This is a genomic window from Actinomycetospora atypica (genome assembly GCF_042653685.1).
Classification (GTDB): domain Bacteria; phylum Actinomycetota; class Actinomycetes; order Mycobacteriales; family Pseudonocardiaceae; genus Actinomycetospora; species Actinomycetospora atypica.
Map to the genome: position 1 here is coordinate 94423 of NZ_JBHSIV010000014.1, position 16387 is coordinate 110809.

At 74.8% G+C, this 16387-nt stretch carries 16 protein-coding genes; 6 read left to right on the plus strand and 10 right to left on the minus strand.

Annotated elements, in window-relative coordinates:
• Window positions 1–65 precede the first annotated feature (65 nt).
• Entirely contained in the window at window positions 66–653 is a 588-nt protein-coding gene (locus ACFPBZ_RS15095; protein ID WP_378036893.1) for a TetR/AcrR family transcriptional regulator, read from the plus strand.
• A gap of 19 nt (window positions 654–672) precedes the next feature.
• Here the strand turns inward: ACFPBZ_RS15095 and ACFPBZ_RS15100 are convergent, their stop codons facing one another.
• Window positions 673–1245 carry a TetR family transcriptional regulator gene (locus tag ACFPBZ_RS15100; protein WP_378036894.1) on the minus strand — a complete coding sequence of 191 codons (573 nt, stop codon included), beginning with the start codon at window positions 1243–1245 and terminating at the stop codon, window positions 673–675.
• A 50-nt stretch (window positions 1246–1295) separates the two neighbouring features.
• On the opposite strand from ACFPBZ_RS15100, the gene ACFPBZ_RS15105 reads away from it, so the two are divergent.
• Complete coding sequence (locus tag ACFPBZ_RS15105; RefSeq protein WP_378036895.1) at window positions 1296–1919, plus strand: pyridoxamine 5'-phosphate oxidase family protein; 624 nt, start codon at window positions 1296–1298, stop codon at window positions 1917–1919.
• A 25-nt stretch (window positions 1920–1944) separates the two neighbouring features.
• Here ACFPBZ_RS15105 and ACFPBZ_RS15110 read toward each other — a convergent pair whose 3' ends face one another.
• Together ACFPBZ_RS15110 and ACFPBZ_RS15115 are read right to left on the minus strand one after the other, a co-directional pair.
• Complete coding sequence (locus ACFPBZ_RS15110; protein WP_378036896.1) at window positions 1945–3303, minus strand: MFS transporter; 1359 nt, start codon at window positions 3301–3303, stop codon at window positions 1945–1947.
• A 70-nt stretch (window positions 3304–3373) separates the two neighbouring features.
• Window positions 3374–3994: a TetR family transcriptional regulator gene (locus tag ACFPBZ_RS15115; protein ID WP_378036897.1), complete on the minus strand. Its 621-nt coding sequence runs from the start codon at window positions 3992–3994 to the stop codon at window positions 3374–3376.
• A gap of 91 nt (window positions 3995–4085) precedes the next feature.
• On the opposite strand from ACFPBZ_RS15115, the gene ACFPBZ_RS15120 reads away from it, so the two are divergent.
• From ACFPBZ_RS15120 to ACFPBZ_RS15130, 3 genes are read left to right on the plus strand one after another with little or no spacing between them, the layout of a single operon-like run.
• Window positions 4086–4898: a MaoC/PaaZ C-terminal domain-containing protein gene (locus ACFPBZ_RS15120; protein ID WP_378036898.1), complete on the plus strand. Its 813-nt coding sequence runs from the start codon at window positions 4086–4088 to the stop codon at window positions 4896–4898.
• Window positions 4895–5704, plus strand: a complete 810-nt coding sequence (locus tag ACFPBZ_RS15125; RefSeq protein ID WP_378036899.1) for an alpha/beta fold hydrolase — start codon at window positions 4895–4897, stop codon at window positions 5702–5704. The genes ACFPBZ_RS15120 and ACFPBZ_RS15125 overlap by 4 nt, the downstream gene beginning before the upstream one ends.
• Window positions 5701–7296 (plus strand): AMP-binding protein, encoded by a 1596-nt coding sequence (locus tag ACFPBZ_RS15130; RefSeq protein ID WP_378036900.1) that lies wholly within the window; start codon window positions 5701–5703, stop codon window positions 7294–7296. The genes ACFPBZ_RS15125 and ACFPBZ_RS15130 overlap by 4 nt, the downstream gene beginning before the upstream one ends.
• A gap of 66 nt (window positions 7297–7362) precedes the next feature.
• Here the strand turns inward: ACFPBZ_RS15130 and ACFPBZ_RS15135 are convergent, their stop codons facing one another.
• From ACFPBZ_RS15135 to ACFPBZ_RS15160, 6 genes are all read right to left on the minus strand, one after another.
• Window positions 7363–8313 (minus strand): 2Fe-2S iron-sulfur cluster-binding protein, encoded by a 951-nt coding sequence (locus ACFPBZ_RS15135; protein WP_378036901.1) that lies wholly within the window; start codon window positions 8311–8313, stop codon window positions 7363–7365.
• Window positions 8310–10109 carry an NAD(P)H-dependent oxidoreductase subunit E gene (locus ACFPBZ_RS15140; RefSeq protein WP_378036902.1) on the minus strand — a complete coding sequence of 600 codons (1800 nt, stop codon included), beginning with the start codon at window positions 10107–10109 and terminating at the stop codon, window positions 8310–8312. The genes ACFPBZ_RS15135 and ACFPBZ_RS15140 overlap by 4 nt, the downstream gene beginning before the upstream one ends.
• Window positions 10110–10119: 10 nt before the next feature.
• Entirely contained in the window at window positions 10120–12093 is a 1974-nt protein-coding gene (locus tag ACFPBZ_RS15145; protein ID WP_378036903.1) for a molybdopterin oxidoreductase family protein, read from the minus strand.
• Window positions 12094–12168: 75 nt separating this feature from the next.
• Window positions 12169–12834 carry a PAS domain-containing protein gene (locus ACFPBZ_RS15150; protein ID WP_378036904.1) on the minus strand — a complete coding sequence of 222 codons (666 nt, stop codon included), beginning with the start codon at window positions 12832–12834 and terminating at the stop codon, window positions 12169–12171.
• Window positions 12835–12958: 124 nt separating this feature from the next.
• The gene (locus tag ACFPBZ_RS15155; RefSeq protein WP_378036905.1) at window positions 12959–14374 is read right to left on the minus strand and encodes a sensor histidine kinase; all 1416 of its coding nucleotides are present in this window, start codon (window positions 14372–14374) and stop codon (window positions 12959–12961) included.
• Window positions 14371–15051, minus strand: coding sequence for a response regulator transcription factor (locus tag ACFPBZ_RS15160; RefSeq protein WP_378036906.1), 681 nt, complete (start codon window positions 15049–15051; stop codon window positions 14371–14373). Before ACFPBZ_RS15160 ends, ACFPBZ_RS15155 begins: the two co-directional genes overlap by 4 nt.
• Window positions 15052–15203: 152 nt before the next feature.
• On the opposite strand from ACFPBZ_RS15160, the gene ACFPBZ_RS15165 reads away from it, so the two are divergent.
• Window positions 15204–15797, plus strand: a complete 594-nt coding sequence (locus ACFPBZ_RS15165) for a hypothetical protein (RefSeq protein WP_378036907.1) — start codon at window positions 15204–15206, stop codon at window positions 15795–15797.
• A 171-nt stretch (window positions 15798–15968) separates the two neighbouring features.
• On the opposite strand, the gene ACFPBZ_RS15170 is transcribed toward ACFPBZ_RS15165, so the two are convergent.
• Entirely contained in the window at window positions 15969–16355 is a 387-nt protein-coding gene (locus ACFPBZ_RS15170) for an SRPBCC family protein (protein ID WP_378036908.1), read from the minus strand.
• Window positions 16356–16387 lie beyond the last annotated feature (32 nt).

The window sequence follows — 16387 nt, forward strand, 5'->3', positions numbered from 1 at the left end:
CCGGAACGTGCTTCCGCTACCATAGACGGAACGTGGTTCCGCTTGCAACCGAGGGAAGGTGACCCGTGACCTCCGAGGCCCCGCGACGGCAGCGCGCCGACGCCCGGCGCAACGTCGACGCCCTGCTCGACGCCGCGACGGCGGTGTTCGGGGAGTCCGGGGTCGACGCGCCGGTGCGGGAGATCGCGACGCGGGCCGGGGTCGGCGTCGGCACGGTGTACCGCCACTATCCGAAGCGCTCGGACCTGGTCGCCGCCGTGTTCCGCCACCAGGTCGACGCCTGCGCCGAGGCGGCACCCGTCCTCGCGGCCGAGTACGGGCCGGCCGAGGCGCTGGGCCGGTGGCTCGGGCGCTTCGTCGACTTCCTCGCCACGAAGCGGGGGCTCGCGGCCGCGCTGCACTCGGGCGACCCGGCCTTCGACGCCCTCCCGGCCTACTTCGACGAGCGCTTCCACCCCGCGCTGGCGGGGCTCCTCGACGCGGCGGTGGCGGCGGGGGAGGTCCGGGACGACGTACCGGCGGTCGACCTGCTGCTCGCGGTGGCCCACCTGTGCCTGCCCGCCGAGGGTGTCGGCCCCGACCACGCGCGGCGGATGACGGCGGTGCTCGTGAGGGGGCTACGCCTCGTGAGTCCTATCGGCGTGCTCCCCTGATTCCGTGCCCAGACACGGACTAGTGCTCACGGGCCCGGAGGGCACCTAGCGCGAGGGACGCCCCGCGGATGGCCGCCTGCTGCGTCGCCACGTCCTGGTGGGCGCGCGCCAGGACGAAGCCGCCCTGGACGACGGCGACGACCATCGCGGCGGCGGCGCGGGTGTCGGCGTCCCCCCGGAGTTCGCCCGCGGCCCGCCCGACCTCGAGGACGTCGGCGATCCAGTCCTCGAGGTGGGTGAAGTACCGGTCGGCGATCCCGCGCAGGTCGTCGTCGCCCACCACCTCGGCGTCCTGGACGAGGCGCCCGATGCGGCAGCCGAGCAGCGGGTCCCACTCGCGGGCGAGGAAGGCCCGGATTCGGTCGAGCGCGGGCAGCGACGGGTCGTCCTCGGACTCGACCGCCTCGGTCATGACGGCCGCGACGTGCTCCATCGCGGCGCGTGCGAGGTCGGCCTTCCCGTGGAAGTGGTGGTACATGCTGCCCTGCCCGGCGCCCGCCCGCTCCAGGATCCGGGCGGGGCTCGTCGCTGAGTAGCCCCGCTCCCGGAGGAGCTCGGCCGTGGCCTCGACGAGGTCGTCGCGCGTGCTCATGCCTTGACTGTACCTACTAGTATGTACAGCAGTCACCCCGGGAGGATGTCATGAGTCGGTTCGCGCACCTGACGTACACCGCGCCCGTGAGGGAGGTCCAGCAGGAGCAGGGCAGCCTCGCGGCGAACGACCGGCGGCTCGCGGGCGGCGACCCGGGACCGGACGTGCTCGGGCCGGCCGAGCGGGAGTTCGTCGGCGAGCTCGACGGCTTCTATCTCGCGACCGTCAACGCCGACGGCTGGCCCTACCTCCAGTACCGGGGCGGCCCGCCCGGCTTCGTCCACGCCCTCGACGAGCACACCCTCGCGTTCGCCGACGTGCGCGGGAACCGGCAGTACCTCAGCGCCGGCAACCTGCGGACGGACGACCGGGTCGCGCTCTTCTTCATGCAGTACTCGACCCGGACCCGGCTCAAGGTCCTCGGGCGGGCCCGCACGGTCGCCCTCGACGCCGAGCCCGCGCTCGCCGCCCGCCTCGCCGACGTGCGGACCGACGGCCGGGTGGAGCGCCTGCTCGTGATCGACGTCGAGGGGGTCGACTGGAACTGCCCGCAGCACATCACGCCGCGGTTCACCGTCGCGGAGATCGAGCAGGGCGTCGGGCACCTGCAGGCCCGGATCGAGGAGCTCGAGCGGGAGAACCGGCGGCTCCGGGGAGGTGTCGGAGACTCGTGAGCAGTAATCCGTGTCCGGGCACGGATTACTGCTCACGGGCCCTCAGGGGCACCTCACGAGGCGCAGCCACCTCGTAGAGGTCGCGGCGGTAGCGCTCCTTGATCGTCGCGACCGAGACGAAGGTGATCGCGGCGCAGGCGATGATGTACACCGCCACCGACCACGACGCGCCGGTCGCGGCCAGGAGCGCGGTCATGATGAACGGGGCGAGCCCGCCCGCGAGGACCGAGGCCGCCTGGTAGCCGAGCGAGGCGCCGGAGAAGCGGACGTCGGCCGGGAACATCTCGGCGTAGAGCGTGGCCTGCGGCCCGTACATCGTCGCGTGGATGGTGAACGCGATGACCAGGGCGAGCAGCACCAGCGGCACCGACCCGGTGTCGACCAGCCAGAACAGCGGGAACGCGAACACCGCCATCGACACGCAGCCGATGAGGTAGAGCTTCTTGCGGGTGCCCATGCGGTCGGTGAGCGCGCCGAAGAACGGCATCGTGATCACCTGGGTGAGCCCGGCGACCATCACGCAGATCAGGATCGAGGTGCGCGACATCCCGACCTCGGTGGTCGCGTAGCCGAGGAGCCCGGAGATCAGGATGTAGAAGACGGCGTTCACGACGAAGAAGGCGCCGGCCGCCTGCACGATCGCGAGGCCGTGGTGGCGCACCGCCTCGACGATCGGGGCCTTGCGGATGCCCGCCTCCTTCGCCGCGGCGGCCGACCGCTCGCGCAGCTCGTGGAAGACCGGGGTGTCCTCGATCTTCAGCTGCACGTAGATGCCGATGCCGACGAGGAGGAGCCCGGACAGGAACGGGATCCGCCAGCCGTAGGAGTCGAAGGCCTCGGTCGACATGGTGGCGGTGAGGATGAGGAAGAACAGGTTCCCGGCCACCGCACCCGCGACGGCGCCGGTCTGCACGAGGCTGCCGTAGTAGCCGCGGTGCTTCGTCGGGGCGTGCTCGACGAGCAGGAGGGCCGCGCCACCCCACTGCGCGCCGACGCCGAGCCCCTGCACCAGCCGGGCGACCACCAGCAGGACCGGCGCCCAGACGCCGATGCTCGCGTAGGGCGGGAGGATGCCGACCGCGAACGTCGCGATGCCCATGACCAGCATCGCGGCGACCAGCGGGGGCTTGCGCCCGAACCGGTCGCCGACGTGGCCCGCGACGATCCCACCGATCGGGCGGGCGACGAACCCGACCGCGAACGTCGCGAACGAGGCCAGCGTCCCGGCCACCGGATCGGCCGACGGGAAGAACTGGCGGCCGAGCACCAGGGCCGCGGCCGTGGCGTAGATGAGGAAGTCGAACCACTCGAGCGTCGTCGCGAACACCGCGGCGGCGGCGAGCTTCCGCATCTTCGCGGGAGCGACCTCGGTCCCTACCGGCATGGCGCGTCCTCCGAACTCGTACGAACGGTCGTTCGTAAGCTAGAGGTGTGGCGCCGGTCTCCGCAAGGAGTCAGTGCGCGAGCGGGGCCTCGAGGAGCGCGAGGGCGTAGCGGGCCTGCTGCTCGGCGAGCTCGCCGCGCGAGAGCCGGCCCTCGGGGCGGTACCAGCCGGAGACGGCGCCCAGCGTGGTGAGCAGGGTGCGCGCGGCGTCGTCGGGATAGGGCGTGCGGAAGGTCCCCGCCGCCACGCCCTGCGCGACGATCTCCTCGAACACGGCCTGCGTGGCGTCCCGCTCGGCCACCAGCGCCGCCCGGTCGGGCCCGGTCAGGTACCGCACCTCGTTGGTCGACACGACCATCGCCACCTGGTGTTCCACGATGAACCGGACGTAGGCGCGCACCGCCTCCCGCAGGCGGGACGCGGCGTCGTCGCCGGCCTCGTCGACCGCGGCGCGCAGCCGGGCGACCAGCTCGTCGTTGGCGCGGCGGAGCACCTCGGCGAGCAGGCGGGACTTCGAGGGGACGTAGTTGTAGAGGTTCGACAGGCTCGTCCCGGCCCGTTTCGCGACGTCGCGCATCGAGGCGCCGTGGAAGCCCTGGGCGCCGAACGCGTCGAGCGCGGCGTTGAGGATCGCGGCCTCGTTCCCGCGGCCGGTGTCGGCGACCAGCGTGGCGGGGGAACGGGCGTTCATGACGACGAGGCTAGCGGGCTTGACGCTCCGGGCGGCCGGTGATTCGGTGATGAACGATCGTTCGTGTCACCTCGAGCCGACGGAGGTCCCGGTGCCGGGAGAGCAGGTGCCCGACGGCGGGCGGTGGTTCGAGGACTTCGTGGTGGGGGAGCGGTTCACCAGCGCGCCGCGCCCCGTGACCGCGGACGACCTCGCCGCCTTCACCCGGCTCTCCGGCGACGACCACCCGCTGCACGCCGGGCCCGACGCGATGCTGCAGGGCCCCTTCGGGGTCGCCGTCGCGATGGGGCTCATGCAGTCGCTCGGCATCCACGGCGAGGCGGTGCAGGGGCTGCTCGACACCCACTGGGCCTACCGGGCGCCGATCCGCGTGGGCGACGTGCTGACCCTCGAGCTGACGATCGTGCGGGCCCGCCGCACCCGGGGCGGCACCCGGGGCGTGGTCACGCGGTTCATGCGCCTCCTCGGCGACGACGGTGTTGTCCGGCAGGAGGGCACCACCGCGGCGCTCGTCGCGGCCCGTACGGAGGGGCCCGACCCCGCGGGCCGCGCCTTCGGCACGGTCGACTGGGCCCGGGCGGTCGTGGGGACCCTCGGCCCGGGCTTCGCCGAGACCCTGGCGACCTGGGACGGGACGATCGGGCTGCGCTGCGACGACGACGAGGTGCACCTGCGCGTCTACCGCGGCCAGGTCATCGACTGCAGTCCGCGCGCCCCGCACGGCGCCACGTTCACGCTAGGCGCCGACGCCGCCACCTGGCTCGAGCTCGTCGAGGCGGGAGACAACCCGTTCATGCGGATGGCGATGGCCGGGCGGTTCACCGCGACCGGCGACGGCTACGAGTACCTGCGCCTCACCTCCGCCCTGCACCAGCTCGTCGACGCCGCCCGGGGGATCGCATGAGGTACGTGACGGTCGACGGCGCGCTCGCGTTCGTCGAGGAGCACGGCGACCCGGGAGCCCCCGCGGTGCTGTGCCTGCACACCGCCGGGCAGTCGGGGGTGCAGTGGCGCCACGTCGCGCCGGAGCTCGCGGCCGCGGGGTACCGGGTCGTCGTGCCCGACCTGCCGGGCCACGGCCGCTCCGAGCCCGCGCCGGGCGGGCCGGTCGACGACCTCGGGGCCTACGCCGCGTGGTGCCTCGCCCTGGCCGACGCGCTCGGGCTCGACCGCTTCTCCGTCGCCGGCTGCTCGATCGGCGGGAAGATCGCCCTCGACCTCGCCGTGCGGGCCTCGCCGCGCCTCGACGCGGTCGTCGCGATGGCCGCGGACGCCTGGACCGCTGGGCGGCCGTCGGTGAAGGGGCTGCGCCGCGAGCTCGTCGACGTCGCCGCTCCGAGCCGCGCCGACCGCACCGAGCTGGGCACCCACGCCGTGCTCGGGCGCGGCATCGACCCGCAGCGGGCCCGGCTGATCGCGACGATGCACCGTCGGGAGGACCCGGTGGTGTCGAACTCCGACCTCATCGGCTGGGCGACCCACGACCTGCGCGACGCGCTGCCCGGCGTCGCGTGCCCGGTGCACCTCGTCGTCGGGGCCGACGACCTGTGGCTCGACGCCGAGCGGGTGCGGTGGGCGGCCTCGCGGATCCCGGGCGCGCGATGCACGGTGCTGGACGGGGTGGGGCACTACCCGATGGAGGAGATCCCGGGCTTCGCCGCCGTGCTCGACGGCTGGCTGCGGGACCTGGCCGGACAGGAGGCGGCATGACCGCTCCGCAGGTGCACCGGGTGTCGGGCTTCCCCGCGGCGGGGGAGCGCCCGGCCGACCTGCCCGACCTCGTCGGGCGCCTGGCCCGCCGCGACCCGGACGTCGTCGCCGTGCACGAGCGGACGCCCGACGGCCTCGTCGCGGTGACGCGCGGGGAGCTGTGGCGGCGCGTGTGCGCGCTGGCCGAGGAGCTGCGCGAGCACGGGATCACCGCGGGCGACGCGGTCGCGGTGTGGCTGCCGAACTGGAGCGACGCGCTCGTCTGGCAGTGCGCGGCCGCCGCGTGCGGCGCCCACGTCATCGGCATCAACACCCGCTACGGCGTCGAGGAGGTCACCCACGTCCTGACGAGGGCGCGTCCCCGGCTCGTCGCGCTCGCCCACGACTTCCACGGGCTCGACCTGCCCGGACGGCTGTGGCCGGCGGTCGAGGCCTCGGGGGTGGAGCCGGAGATCGCGCTGGTGCCGGGGCCGGGGAGACCGACCCCGGCGGTCGTCGGGGACCGGTTCTGGACCCCCACGCGAACCGAGGGCCCCGAGCCCGCGCCGTCGGACCCCGCCACGCTCGCCGTCGCGTTCACCACCTCCGGCTCCACCGGGCTGCCGAAGCTCGCCGCCCACGCCGGGGCCGGAGTGCTCGCCCACGCGGTGGCCGACGCGGCCGCCCTCGGGCTCGTCGAGGGCGACGTGGTGCTCGGGGCGCTGCCGCTCTCGGGGGTCTTCGGCTACAACGCCGTGCTCGCGGGACTCGCCGCGGGCGCCGCGGTGCTGCTCGAGCCCGTGTTCGACGCCGACGTGGTGCTCGACGACATGGCGGCGGTCGGCGTCACCCACCTCGCGAGCGGCGACGACCTGGTGCTGCGCCTGGTCGAGGCGTGCCGCGTGCGTCGTCGGGACCTCTCCGCGTGGCGCTGGTGGGGCGTCGCCGACTTCCAGGGCCGGTCGCGCGAGCTCGCGGCGTGGCTGGCCGACGAGTTCGGGACGGAGACTGCCGGCGTGTACGGCTCGTCGGAGCTGTTCGCCCTGGCCGCGACGTGGCCGCTCGACGAGCCGACGCCGCAGCGCTGGGCCGGCGGCGGGCGCGTGGTGCACCCGGGGATCGAGGTGCGGGTCGCCGGCGGCCCCGGCATCGAGGGCGAGCTGGAGTTCCGGGGCCCGAACGTGGTCGACGGCTACCTCGGCGCCGACCCCGACGTGTTCACCGCCGACGGCTGGTTCCGCTCCGGCGACCTCGGGGTGCTCGTCGACGAGGGCGCGTTCGTCTACACCTGCCGGATCGGTGACGCCCTGCGCCTGCGCGGGTTCCTCGTCGACCCCGCCGAGATCGAGGTCCGGCTCGCGGCGCACCCCGCGGTGCACACGGCGAAGGTCGTCGGGGTCGAGGGTGCGGACGGGGCGACGATCGCCGTCGGGTTCGTGACGCTCGACGGTGACGAGCCGGGGGACCTGCGCGCGTGGTGCGCCGACGTGCTGGCCCCGTTCAAGGTGCCCGCCGCGGTCCACGTGCTCGACGCGATGCCGACGACCTCCGGCACGAACGGCCTCAAGATCCGGGCCGAGGAGCTGCGACGGATGGCCCGGGCCCACGTCTGAGCGGACGAACGGCCCGCTCGTCACCTTCTCGAGTGACGGACGGCCCGTTCGTCCGGTGGGGGCGAGCTACCGCGGCCCGTCGTGCGCCACGTTCTGCACGTGCTGGAACCCGAACCGGCCCTTGATGCAGAGGTGTCCGTGGGTCACCGAGTGGTCGGACGGCGAGGTCACGTTGACGATCGTGTTGTCCTGCACGTGCAGCTCCAGCGTGCAGCCGACGCCGCAGAACGAGCAGACCGTGTTCGTCACCGTCTCGCCCTCGGGATCCCAGACCCCGGCCTCGCGCCGCTCGTGCTCGGCGACCGACTTGAGCGCGCCGGTGGGGCACACGCCGATGCAGTTGCCGCAGTACACGCACGCCGAGTCGGGCAGCGGCACCGCGAACTCCGTCGAGATCGTCGCGTCGAACCCGCGCCCGGCGACGGCGATGGCGAAGGTGTTCTGCGCGTCGGTCCCGCACGCCTCGACGCACTTGTAGCAGAGGATGCAGCGGGCGTAGTCGCGCACGTAGAGGTCGTTGTCGACCACCACCGGCTGCGCGACCGTCGCCCGCGTCTCGCCGTCGGGGATGCTGTGGTGCCCCGCGTGGCGGTTGCCGCGTTCGCCGGCGGCGGCCGGGGGACCGGGCGGGCCGTAGCGCTCCGGGTCGGCGCCGTACTCGATCTGCCAGCGGGCGACGTCGGCGCCGGCCTCCGAGAGGTCGTTGGCGCTCGCGAGCAGCTCGAGCACCATGCGCCGCGAGTGCGTCACGCGCTCGGTGCCGGTGCGCACCACCATCCCGTCCTCGACCCGCCGCGCGCACGACGGCACGAGCGGCCGCGACCCCTCCACCTCGACGACGCACACGCGACACGCGTTGACCGGCGTCAGGTTGGGCGCCTGGCACAGCCGCGGGGTGTCGCACCCCGCGCCGTCGAGGACGTCCATGATCGTCGCGCCCTCGGGGACGCGGTGCTCGACGTCGTCGACGGTGACGCTCACCAGCCGGCGGATGGTCCCGAGATCGATCGTCGTCATGCGGATCCCCTTCCCGAGTCCCCGTCGCTGCGCTCGCCGCCGATGAGCCCGAGTGCCAGCGCCGACCGCACGGCCGACGCCGCGGTCTGGCCGAGCCCGCAGATCGAGGCGTCGGTCATGACGCGGTCGACGTCGGTGAGCAGTTGCAGCTCGACCTGACGACCGCCGATCTCGCGGCCGCGCACGATGCGCGCGAGCGCCTCCTCCTGGCGCACCGTGCCCACCCGGCACGGCACGCACTGCCCGCACGACTCGTCGCGGAAGAACCCCGCGATGCGCCGCAGGACGGCGGCGAAGTCGGTCGACGAGTCGAAGCACAGCACCACCCCGGAGCCGAGCGTCGCGCCGATCTCGCGGGTGCCCTCCAGGGTCAGCGGCACGTCGAGCTGGTCGGGCGTGACGAACGAACCGGCCGCCCCGCCGAGCAGGATCGCGGCGAGGTCCGGGGGCACGCCGCCGGCGAGCTCGAGCAGCTCGCGCAGCGTGGTGCCCATCGGCACCTCGTAGACCCCGGGCCGCTCGACGACGCCGGACAGGCAGAAGAGCTTCGTCCCGGTGGAGCGCCCGGAGCCCACCGAGGCGAAGGCGGGGCCGCCCTCGGTGACGATCCGCAGGACGTTGACCAGCGTCTCGACGTTGTTGATCACGGTCGGCTGCCCGAACAGGCCCGCGACGGTGGGGAACGGCGGCTTGGCCCGGGGTTCGCCGCGCAGGCCCTCGAGCGACTGCATCAGGGCGGTCTCCTCGCCGCAGATGTACGCGCCCGCGCCCCGGCGCACGACGAGGTCGAAGGCGCGGCCGGAGCCCATGACGTCGTCGCCGAGGTAGCCGTGGCGGCGGGCCTCCGCCACCGCCCGCAGGATCGCGCGCTCCGCGGCCGGGTACTCGCCGCGCACGTAGAGGTAGCCGACCCTCGCCCCGACCGCGATCCCGGCGACCGTCATCGCCTCGACCAGCGCGAACGGGTCGGCCTCCATGAGCACGCGGTCCTTGAACGTGCCGGGCTCGGACTCGTCGGCGTTGCAGACGAGGTACTTCACCGGCTCGGGCGACCCGGCGACCGCCGCCCACTTCGTGCCCGTGGGGAACGCCGCGCCGCCGCGCCCGGTCAGCGACGCCACCGTGATCTCGTCGACCACCCGGGCCGGCCCCACGGCCAGCGCCCGCCGCAGCCCGGCGTAGCCGCCGGCGGCGCGGTAGGAGTCGAGGTCGCCGGGGTCGACGACGCCGACGCGGCCCAGCAGCTCCAGGTCGGGCGCCCCGGCCTGCGGGGTTGAGACGACCGGGTCGGGGCCGTCGGCCTCCTCCCCGTCCAGCGCGTGGACCACCGCGTCCGCGGTGGCGGGCGCGATCTGGCCGTGACCCTCGTCGCCCGCCCGCTGCAGGAACACCGCGGGCGCGCGCTCGCACATCCCGAGACAGGGGCTGCGGGTCCAGGTGACCTCCTCGCCCTCGCCCTGCGGCCCGAGCCGCTCCTCCATCCGCGCGCACAGGTCCTCGCCGCCGAACGCGGCGCAGGCGACGTCGTCGCACACGTGCGCGATCCGCGGGGCCCGCGGGTTCACGGAGAACAGCGCGTAGAACGTCGCCACGCCGTAGGCCTCGGCCGGCGGCACGTGCAGCGCCTCGCAGACGTAGGACAGCGCCCCGCGGCTGATCCAGCCCACGGCGTCCATCACGGCGTGGAAGGCGGGCAGGAGCAGGTCCCGACGAGGCTCTCCGGGCTTCTCGACGACCGCGTCCACGGCCGCGCGCTCCGCGTCGGTCGGGGCGTCGGCCAGCAGCGTCAGATCCACCGAGGTCCTCTCATGAACCGGCCACCGGCACGCGTGCACGCACGGCCTCGTCGGGAACGGCATCGTCGGGAAGGGCGAGCTTCTCGAGGCGGATCGCCGTCGCCTTGAACTCCGAGGTGCCCGACTGCGGGTCCCAGGCCTCGTTGGTGATGAGGTTGACGTCGACCTGCTCGGAGAAGTGCGGCGTGATGAACGCGAGCCCCGGGCGGGCGGCGGAGTCGAAGCGGATCGGTGCCTCCACGGCCCCGCGCCGCGACACCACCCGCACGCGCTCGCCGTCGTCGAGCCCCAGGTCGGCCGCGTCGGCCGGGTCCAGGCAGAGCGCCTCGTCGCGACGCAGCGGCGACGAGTACCCGCCGGTCTGCACGCCGGAGTTGTAGGAGTCGAGCCGGCGCACCGTGGTGAGGCGCAGCGGGAACTCCGGCGAGAGCTCGTCGAGCGGCCCGCGGTGCTCCACCGGCGCGAACGCCGCCGGCATCCCGCGCAGCGCGGGGTCGCGCTCCCAGAGCCGGGTGTGCATCGTCGGGGTCCCGGGGTGGTCGCCGCCGTCCGGACCGACCGCGGGGCACGGCCACTGCAGCCCGCCCTCGGCCTCGAGCCGGGCGTAGGACATGCCCGCGTGCCAGTCGAGCGACAGCGAGCGCAGCTCGTCCCAGACCTGCTCGGCGGTGGGCTCGCCCCAGTCGTGCCCGAGGCGGCGGGCCATCTCGCCGAGGATCCACGTGTCGGGCCGGGCCTGCCCCGGCGGCTCGATCGCCTTGCGCACCCGCTGCACCCGGCGCTCGGAGGAGGTCACCGTGCCCTCGTACTCGCACCAGTCGGCGCAGCTGGGCAGGACGACGTCGGCGAGCTCGGCGGTCGCGGTGCGGAAGATGTCCTGCACGACGAGGTGGTCGAGCCCGGTGAGCAGCGCGCGGGCGTGGGCGACGTCGGCCTCGGACTCGGCCGGGTTCTCGCCGACGATGTAGACCGCGCGCAGGTCGCGGCGCTCCATCGCCTCGAACATCTGCGAGAGGTGCAGGCCCTTGACCGGCGGGATCGTCGTGCCCCAGGCGCGCTCGAAGCGGGCCCGGTGCTCGTCGTCGGCCACGTCGTAGCCGCCGGGCAGCTTGTTGGGGATGGCGCCCATGTCGCCGCCCCCCTGCACGTTGTTCTGCCCGCGCAGTGGCACGAGCCCCGAGCCGTACCGGCCGACGTGCCCGGTGAGGAGCGCGAGGTCGATCAGCGCGCGGACGTTGTCGACGGCGTTGTGGTGCTCGGTGATGCCGAGGGTCCAGCACAGCTGGGCGCGGTCGGCCCGGGCGTAGGCCAGGGCGGTCTCGCGGATGAGGCCCGCGTCGACGCCCGTGACCTGCTGGGCGCGCTCGAGGGTCCACGGCTCGACCGCCGCCCGGTACTCCTCGAACCCGGTGGTGGCGCGCTCGATGAACGCGCGGTTCTCCAGGCCGGCCTCGAGGATCACCCGGCCCATGGCGTGCGCCAGCGCGATGTCGGTGCCGACGTCGAGCGGCAGGTGCCCGCGGGCCCAGCGCGCGGTGGAGGTGCGGCGCGGGTCGACGACGTAGAGCTCGGCGCCGTTCTGCAGCCCCTTCAGCACGTGGTGGAAGTAGATGGGGTGGGTCTCGCGCGCGTTGGAGCCCCAGAGCAGGACGAGGTCGGTGTCCTCGACCTCGCAGTAGGCGCTGGTGCCACCACCGGCGCCGAACACAGCCGTCAGACCGACGACGCTGGGAGCGTGTCAAGTGCGGTTGCAGGAGTCCACGTTGTTGGACCCCATCACCACCCGGGCGAACTTCTGGGCGACGAAGTTCATCTCGTTGGTGGCCTTCGAGCAGGAGAACATCCCGTAGGCGTCCCCGGGCACACCGCGGAAGCCCGCCGCCGCCCGGTCGAGCGCCTCCTCCCACGAGGCCTCCCGCAGCTCACCGCCCCGGCGGTCGCGGACGAGCGGGGTGGTCAGGCGGACGTGGCGCGGTGCGCGCATCGCGATCTCCTCGGACGGGTGTGCTGCCCGTCACGCTAAACGCCATGGAGATCGAATGCGACCCGCGTCACGTCCTCAGTTGGGTTCGGGCACCTCGGCCGCGAGGCCGGTGAGGAGATCGCCCAGGACACGGACGTCGGGGTCGAGGCTGAGCGCGAGGAGCCGATCGGCGACGACGACGAGGGGGAGGGCCGCGACGTTCGCGAGGTGGCCCAGCAGATGGGACGCCGCGGCGTCGGGGAGATCGGCGGCGCGGGCGAGCGCCGTGACGGCCCGGCCGAGGAGGCGGTCGTCCTCGCGGGCGGGGTCGAGGTCCCAGAGCGGGCCCGCGACGCGGGGGACCTCGAACGACACGGTCGGTACGCCGGCGCCGGCGGAGGCGGCCGACCGGCTCGGACGGTGCGGGGTCAGGGTCGCGAGGTGGACGAGGTAGCCGTGGAACAGCACGCCACGGGAGCTCCCGCGTCCGTCGTCGGCGACGTAGCCGATCGCGGCGACCTCGAGGACCTCCCCGGCGACCGAGACGATGCGGTGGCGGTGGGAGTAGGGCAGGGCGTGCGCGGCGGCCTCCGCCATCACGTTCCCCACCTGGGCCCGGTCGGCGGGGTGCTTGTGCGCGACGACGAGGGCGCGGCTGGGGCGGACCTGTCCCGGGCGGTAGCCCAGGAGCCGGTACATCGTGTCGTTCCAGGTCCACCGGTCGGTCGCGGGGTGCCAGGTATAGGCCCCGATCCGGTCCATCACCACTCCCGACGACTCTCGGGTCCGAACATCACGCAACGGTAACGACGGCTTCCCGGACGGGGGAGGCCGCTTTCCGGTGGGCGAGAGGATCGCACCCGATCGGATCGGGCCCGACCGTCGGTCACGACGGCAGGGTGAGGACGAGGTCCGACCCGTCGGGGGCCGCGCGGTAGACGAGGTCCCCGCCGTGGGCCCGGGCGAGGGCGCGGGCGATCGACAGGCCGAGCCCCGCCCCGCCGGCGTCGCGGGCCCGGGCCTCGTCGAGCCGGACGAGCCGGTCGAAGACGCGCTCGCGGTCGGCCTCGGCGATCACCGCGCCGTCGTTGTGCACGACGATCTCCGGCCCGTCGGCCACCGTCACCCGCACCGCGCCGCCGGCACGGACGTGCCGCCGGGCGTTGTCGAGCAGGTTGACCAGGATCCGGCGCACCTTGCCCGCGTCGACCGCCCGGACCACCGGTCCGGCGACCGCCGCGGCGACGTCGAGGTCGGGATCGAGTAGGCGCAGCCGGTCGACGGCCTCCGTGGCGAGCAGCCCCAGGTCGACCTCCTCGCGCTCGAGCTCCTGGCCGCCCTCGATGCGCGCGAGGTCGAGCATGTCGGTGACCAGCGACGAGGCCCGCGCGGTCTCGCGCACCAGGGCGATCGCCAGCTCCTCGCGGGTCTCCTGGTCGTCGTCGGAGTCGCGGACGAGCGTCTCGGCGAGGGTCTGCATCCCGGCCAGCGGGGTGCGCAGCTCGTGGGCGGCGTCGGAGAGGAACCGCCGGGTGGTGGCCTCCGACCGGCGCGCCTCCTCGGCGGCCGCACGGGCCTCCCGGGTCGACGCCTCGGACCGGTCCTGCGCGGCGTCGAGGGCGTCGAGCATCTCGTCGAACGCGGCGGCGGTGCGCCCGATCTCGGTCTGCGTGCTCCGCGGGTGCAGGCGCCGGCCCCGGTCGCCGCCCGCGATGGCGCGGGCGAGGCGGGTCATCGCGTCGAGCGGGCGCAGCGCGACGGAGATGCCGGAGAGCAGGGCGAGCGCGGACACGACGAGGCCGACCAGCCCGACGCCCACCATCACCCCGCGCAGCCGGTAGAGCACCGCGTCGACGTCGCCGGGGTCGGAGGACACGCGCAGTACCGAGCCGTCGGCGAGCGGGACCGACTCCGTCACCGGCGGGCCGCCGCGCCCGGGTCCGCGCCCGTCGCGGTCGGGCGGCCTCGGGGCGCCCGGTGCACCGCCCGGTCCGCGCCCCGGTTCCCGCAGCGGCGGGCCGGCGACGCCCTGCAGGACGGCGCCGTCCGCGGCCACCCGCACCGCGCGCACCCCCTGCCCGTCGAGCAGGCCCACGAGCTGGTCGGCGGGGACCTGCGAGGCGACGAGCTGCTCGGCGCGCTGGGCGCGCTCGGCCACGCGGGACTGCTGGTCGCGGTCGAGCGCCGCGGTCAGCCCGAGGTCGACGACGACGCCCGCGACGAGCAGCGTGAGGGCGAGGATCGCGATCACCGTCGCCGTCACGCGCGCGCGCAGCGACCAGGCCGGGACGATGCGGTTCACGCGTCGGCCCGCAGCGTGTAGCCCAGGCCGCGGGCGGTGTGCACGATCCGCGGCCCGTGGGCCTCCAGCTTGCGGCGCAGGGCGGAGAGGTGGACCTCGACGAGGTTCGGGTCGTAGGCGTCGTAGCCCCACACCTGGGTGAGGATCTGGTTCTTGCTGACGACCCGGCCGCGCTGCTCGGCGAGGTAGCGCAGGAGGCGCAGCTCGGTGGCGGTCAGGCGCAGGGGAGCCCCGGCCCGGGTCGCGACCCCCGCCTCCTCGTCGATCACCAGGTCGCCGACCGTCAGCGCCGTCGGGGTCCGGCCCCGGCGGCGCAGCACCGCGCGGACCCGGCTGATCAGCTCCTCGAGCAGGAACGGCTTGACGACGTAGTCGTCCGCGCCGGTGTCGAGGCCCCGCAGCCGGTCGTCGAGCGCGTCGCGGGCGGTCACCATGACGATGCCGGCGTCCGACCGGTCCCGGACCACCGCCAGGAGACCGAACCCGTCGCGCCCCGGCAGCATCACGTCGAGCACGACGAGGTCGGGGCGGAAGCCGTCGAGGGTGTCCTCCAGACCGGTGCCGTCGGGCAGTCCCTCGGCCGCGAACCCCGACCGGTCGAGCGCACGCACGATCGACGTGCGCATCGTCGTCTCGTCCTCCACCACCAGCACGCGGGGACCCGGTCGGCTGTTCATCGGGCGCCATCAGACCAGGTGGGGCTGAACGCCGCCTGAAGCCTGAAGCCGCGCTGAGGGATGTCCGAGCCTCAGGGTGGCTTCAGGTGCGCCGACCAACCTCGAGCAGGTCGGGAGCCGGACGGCCCCCGGGTCCGAGACCGAGGAGAACGATGACCGAGAACGATCCGCCCACCACCCCGTCGCAGTCCGCGGTGGGCCCCACGCCGACGCGCTGGCAGCGGATGCGCACCGCCACGGCGTCGCGGGCCCCGCGGGGCCGGGCGGGCACGGTGCTGGTGGGCGTCGGCGGGTTCGTGCTGGGCCTGATCGTCGCCGGCGCCCTCCTGCTCGCCACCCCGCTCGGCGGGGGCCACGGCGGCGACGGCCCGCGCGCCGACCGCCTCGCGTCGCAGGGGGCCGACGGCGGCCCCGGTCGTGGCGGCCCCGACGGCGGTCCCGGCCGCGGCGGCCCGGGGCACGGTGGCCCGGGCCGGGGCGGTCCCGAGGGTGGGCCGGGACGGGGTGCGGGTGCGGCCGGCGGACCGGTGATCAAGGTGCAGCCCGGCGGCACCGTGATCGTGCAGCCCGGCGCCACCGTCACCCAGCCCGGTGCCCAGGCCCCGGCCGTCCCGGGTGCCCCGGCCGCACCGGCTCCGGGTGCCCCGGCCCCCGCCGCGCCCGCCGTGCCGAACGGCCAGGCCCCGGTCGCGCCGGCTCCGGTCGCGCCGGCCCCGGCAGCTCCGGCCCCGGCCCCCGCCGGCTGACCCGACCGGTCACGGAGCAGTGATCATCCTCCGTGCGGCGAAGTGCTCGCCCAGCGATGCACTCCGCCGCACGGATGTCGATCATGGGCTCGGCCCGACCCGGTGGAGCGAACGGCACACTCGCGCACCTAGAAGCAGCGGGAGTGCCGCTCGCTCCGGGAGGGCCCGGGCTCACTCGAGCCGGCGGCGCAGCGTCTCCAGGTCGGCGGCCACGGCGGCCGCGTCGGCGTCGGTGTCGACCCCCTCGCGCGCCCGCAGGCTGAAGACCACCTCCGCGGCGTCGTCCCACGGCAGCACCCGCATCGGGTTGAGCACCTCGGTGCCGTCGGGCAGGCGCACCACGTGGTCGAGCACCCCGAAATCGTTGCGCGCGCAGAACCGCACCCCCACCGTCCCCATCGGCGACGACGCGCTCCACCACCCGTCCTCGCCCTCGACGAGCGCCGAGGACGACAGCCCCGCCGCCCAGTGCGGGAGGTTCGCGGGGTCGGCGGCGTAGTCGTAGACCTCGCGCCACGGCCGGGCGATCAACGTGGAGATGTGCGGCACGCGCGGCATCCCACCACGGCGACCGGCCCCGCGTCCCCCAG

Excerpts from the sequence above, each read along its gene's own strand:
- ACFPBZ_RS15100 (WP_378036894.1), bottom strand. The coding sequence starts at position 1,245 with ATGAGCACGCGCGACGACCTCGTCGAGGCCACGGCCGAGCTCCTCCGG.
- ACFPBZ_RS15105 (WP_378036895.1), top strand. The coding sequence starts at position 1,296 with ATGAGTCGGTTCGCGCACCTGACGTACACCGCGCCCGTGAGGGAGGTC.
- ACFPBZ_RS15110 (WP_378036896.1), bottom strand. The coding sequence starts at position 3,303 with ATGCCGGTAGGGACCGAGGTCGCTCCCGCGAAGATGCGGAAGCTCGCC.
- ACFPBZ_RS15115 (WP_378036897.1), bottom strand. The coding sequence starts at position 3,994 with ATGAACGCCCGTTCCCCCGCCACGCTGGTCGCCGACACCGGCCGCGGG.
- ACFPBZ_RS15125 (WP_378036899.1), top strand. The coding sequence starts at position 4,895 with ATGAGGTACGTGACGGTCGACGGCGCGCTCGCGTTCGTCGAGGAGCAC.
- ACFPBZ_RS15130 (WP_378036900.1), top strand. The coding sequence starts at position 5,701 with ATGACCGCTCCGCAGGTGCACCGGGTGTCGGGCTTCCCCGCGGCGGGG.
- ACFPBZ_RS15135 (WP_378036901.1), bottom strand. The coding sequence starts at position 8,313 with ATGACGACGATCGATCTCGGGACCATCCGCCGGCTGGTGAGCGTCACC.
- ACFPBZ_RS15150 (WP_378036904.1), bottom strand. The coding sequence starts at position 12,834 with ATGGACCGGATCGGGGCCTATACCTGGCACCCCGCGACCGACCGGTGG.
- ACFPBZ_RS15160 (WP_378036906.1), bottom strand. The coding sequence starts at position 15,051 with ATGAACAGCCGACCGGGTCCCCGCGTGCTGGTGGTGGAGGACGAGACG.
- ACFPBZ_RS15165 (WP_378036907.1), top strand. The coding sequence starts at position 15,204 with ATGACCGAGAACGATCCGCCCACCACCCCGTCGCAGTCCGCGGTGGGC.
- ACFPBZ_RS15170 (WP_378036908.1), bottom strand. The coding sequence starts at position 16,355 with ATGCCGCGCGTGCCGCACATCTCCACGTTGATCGCCCGGCCGTGGCGC.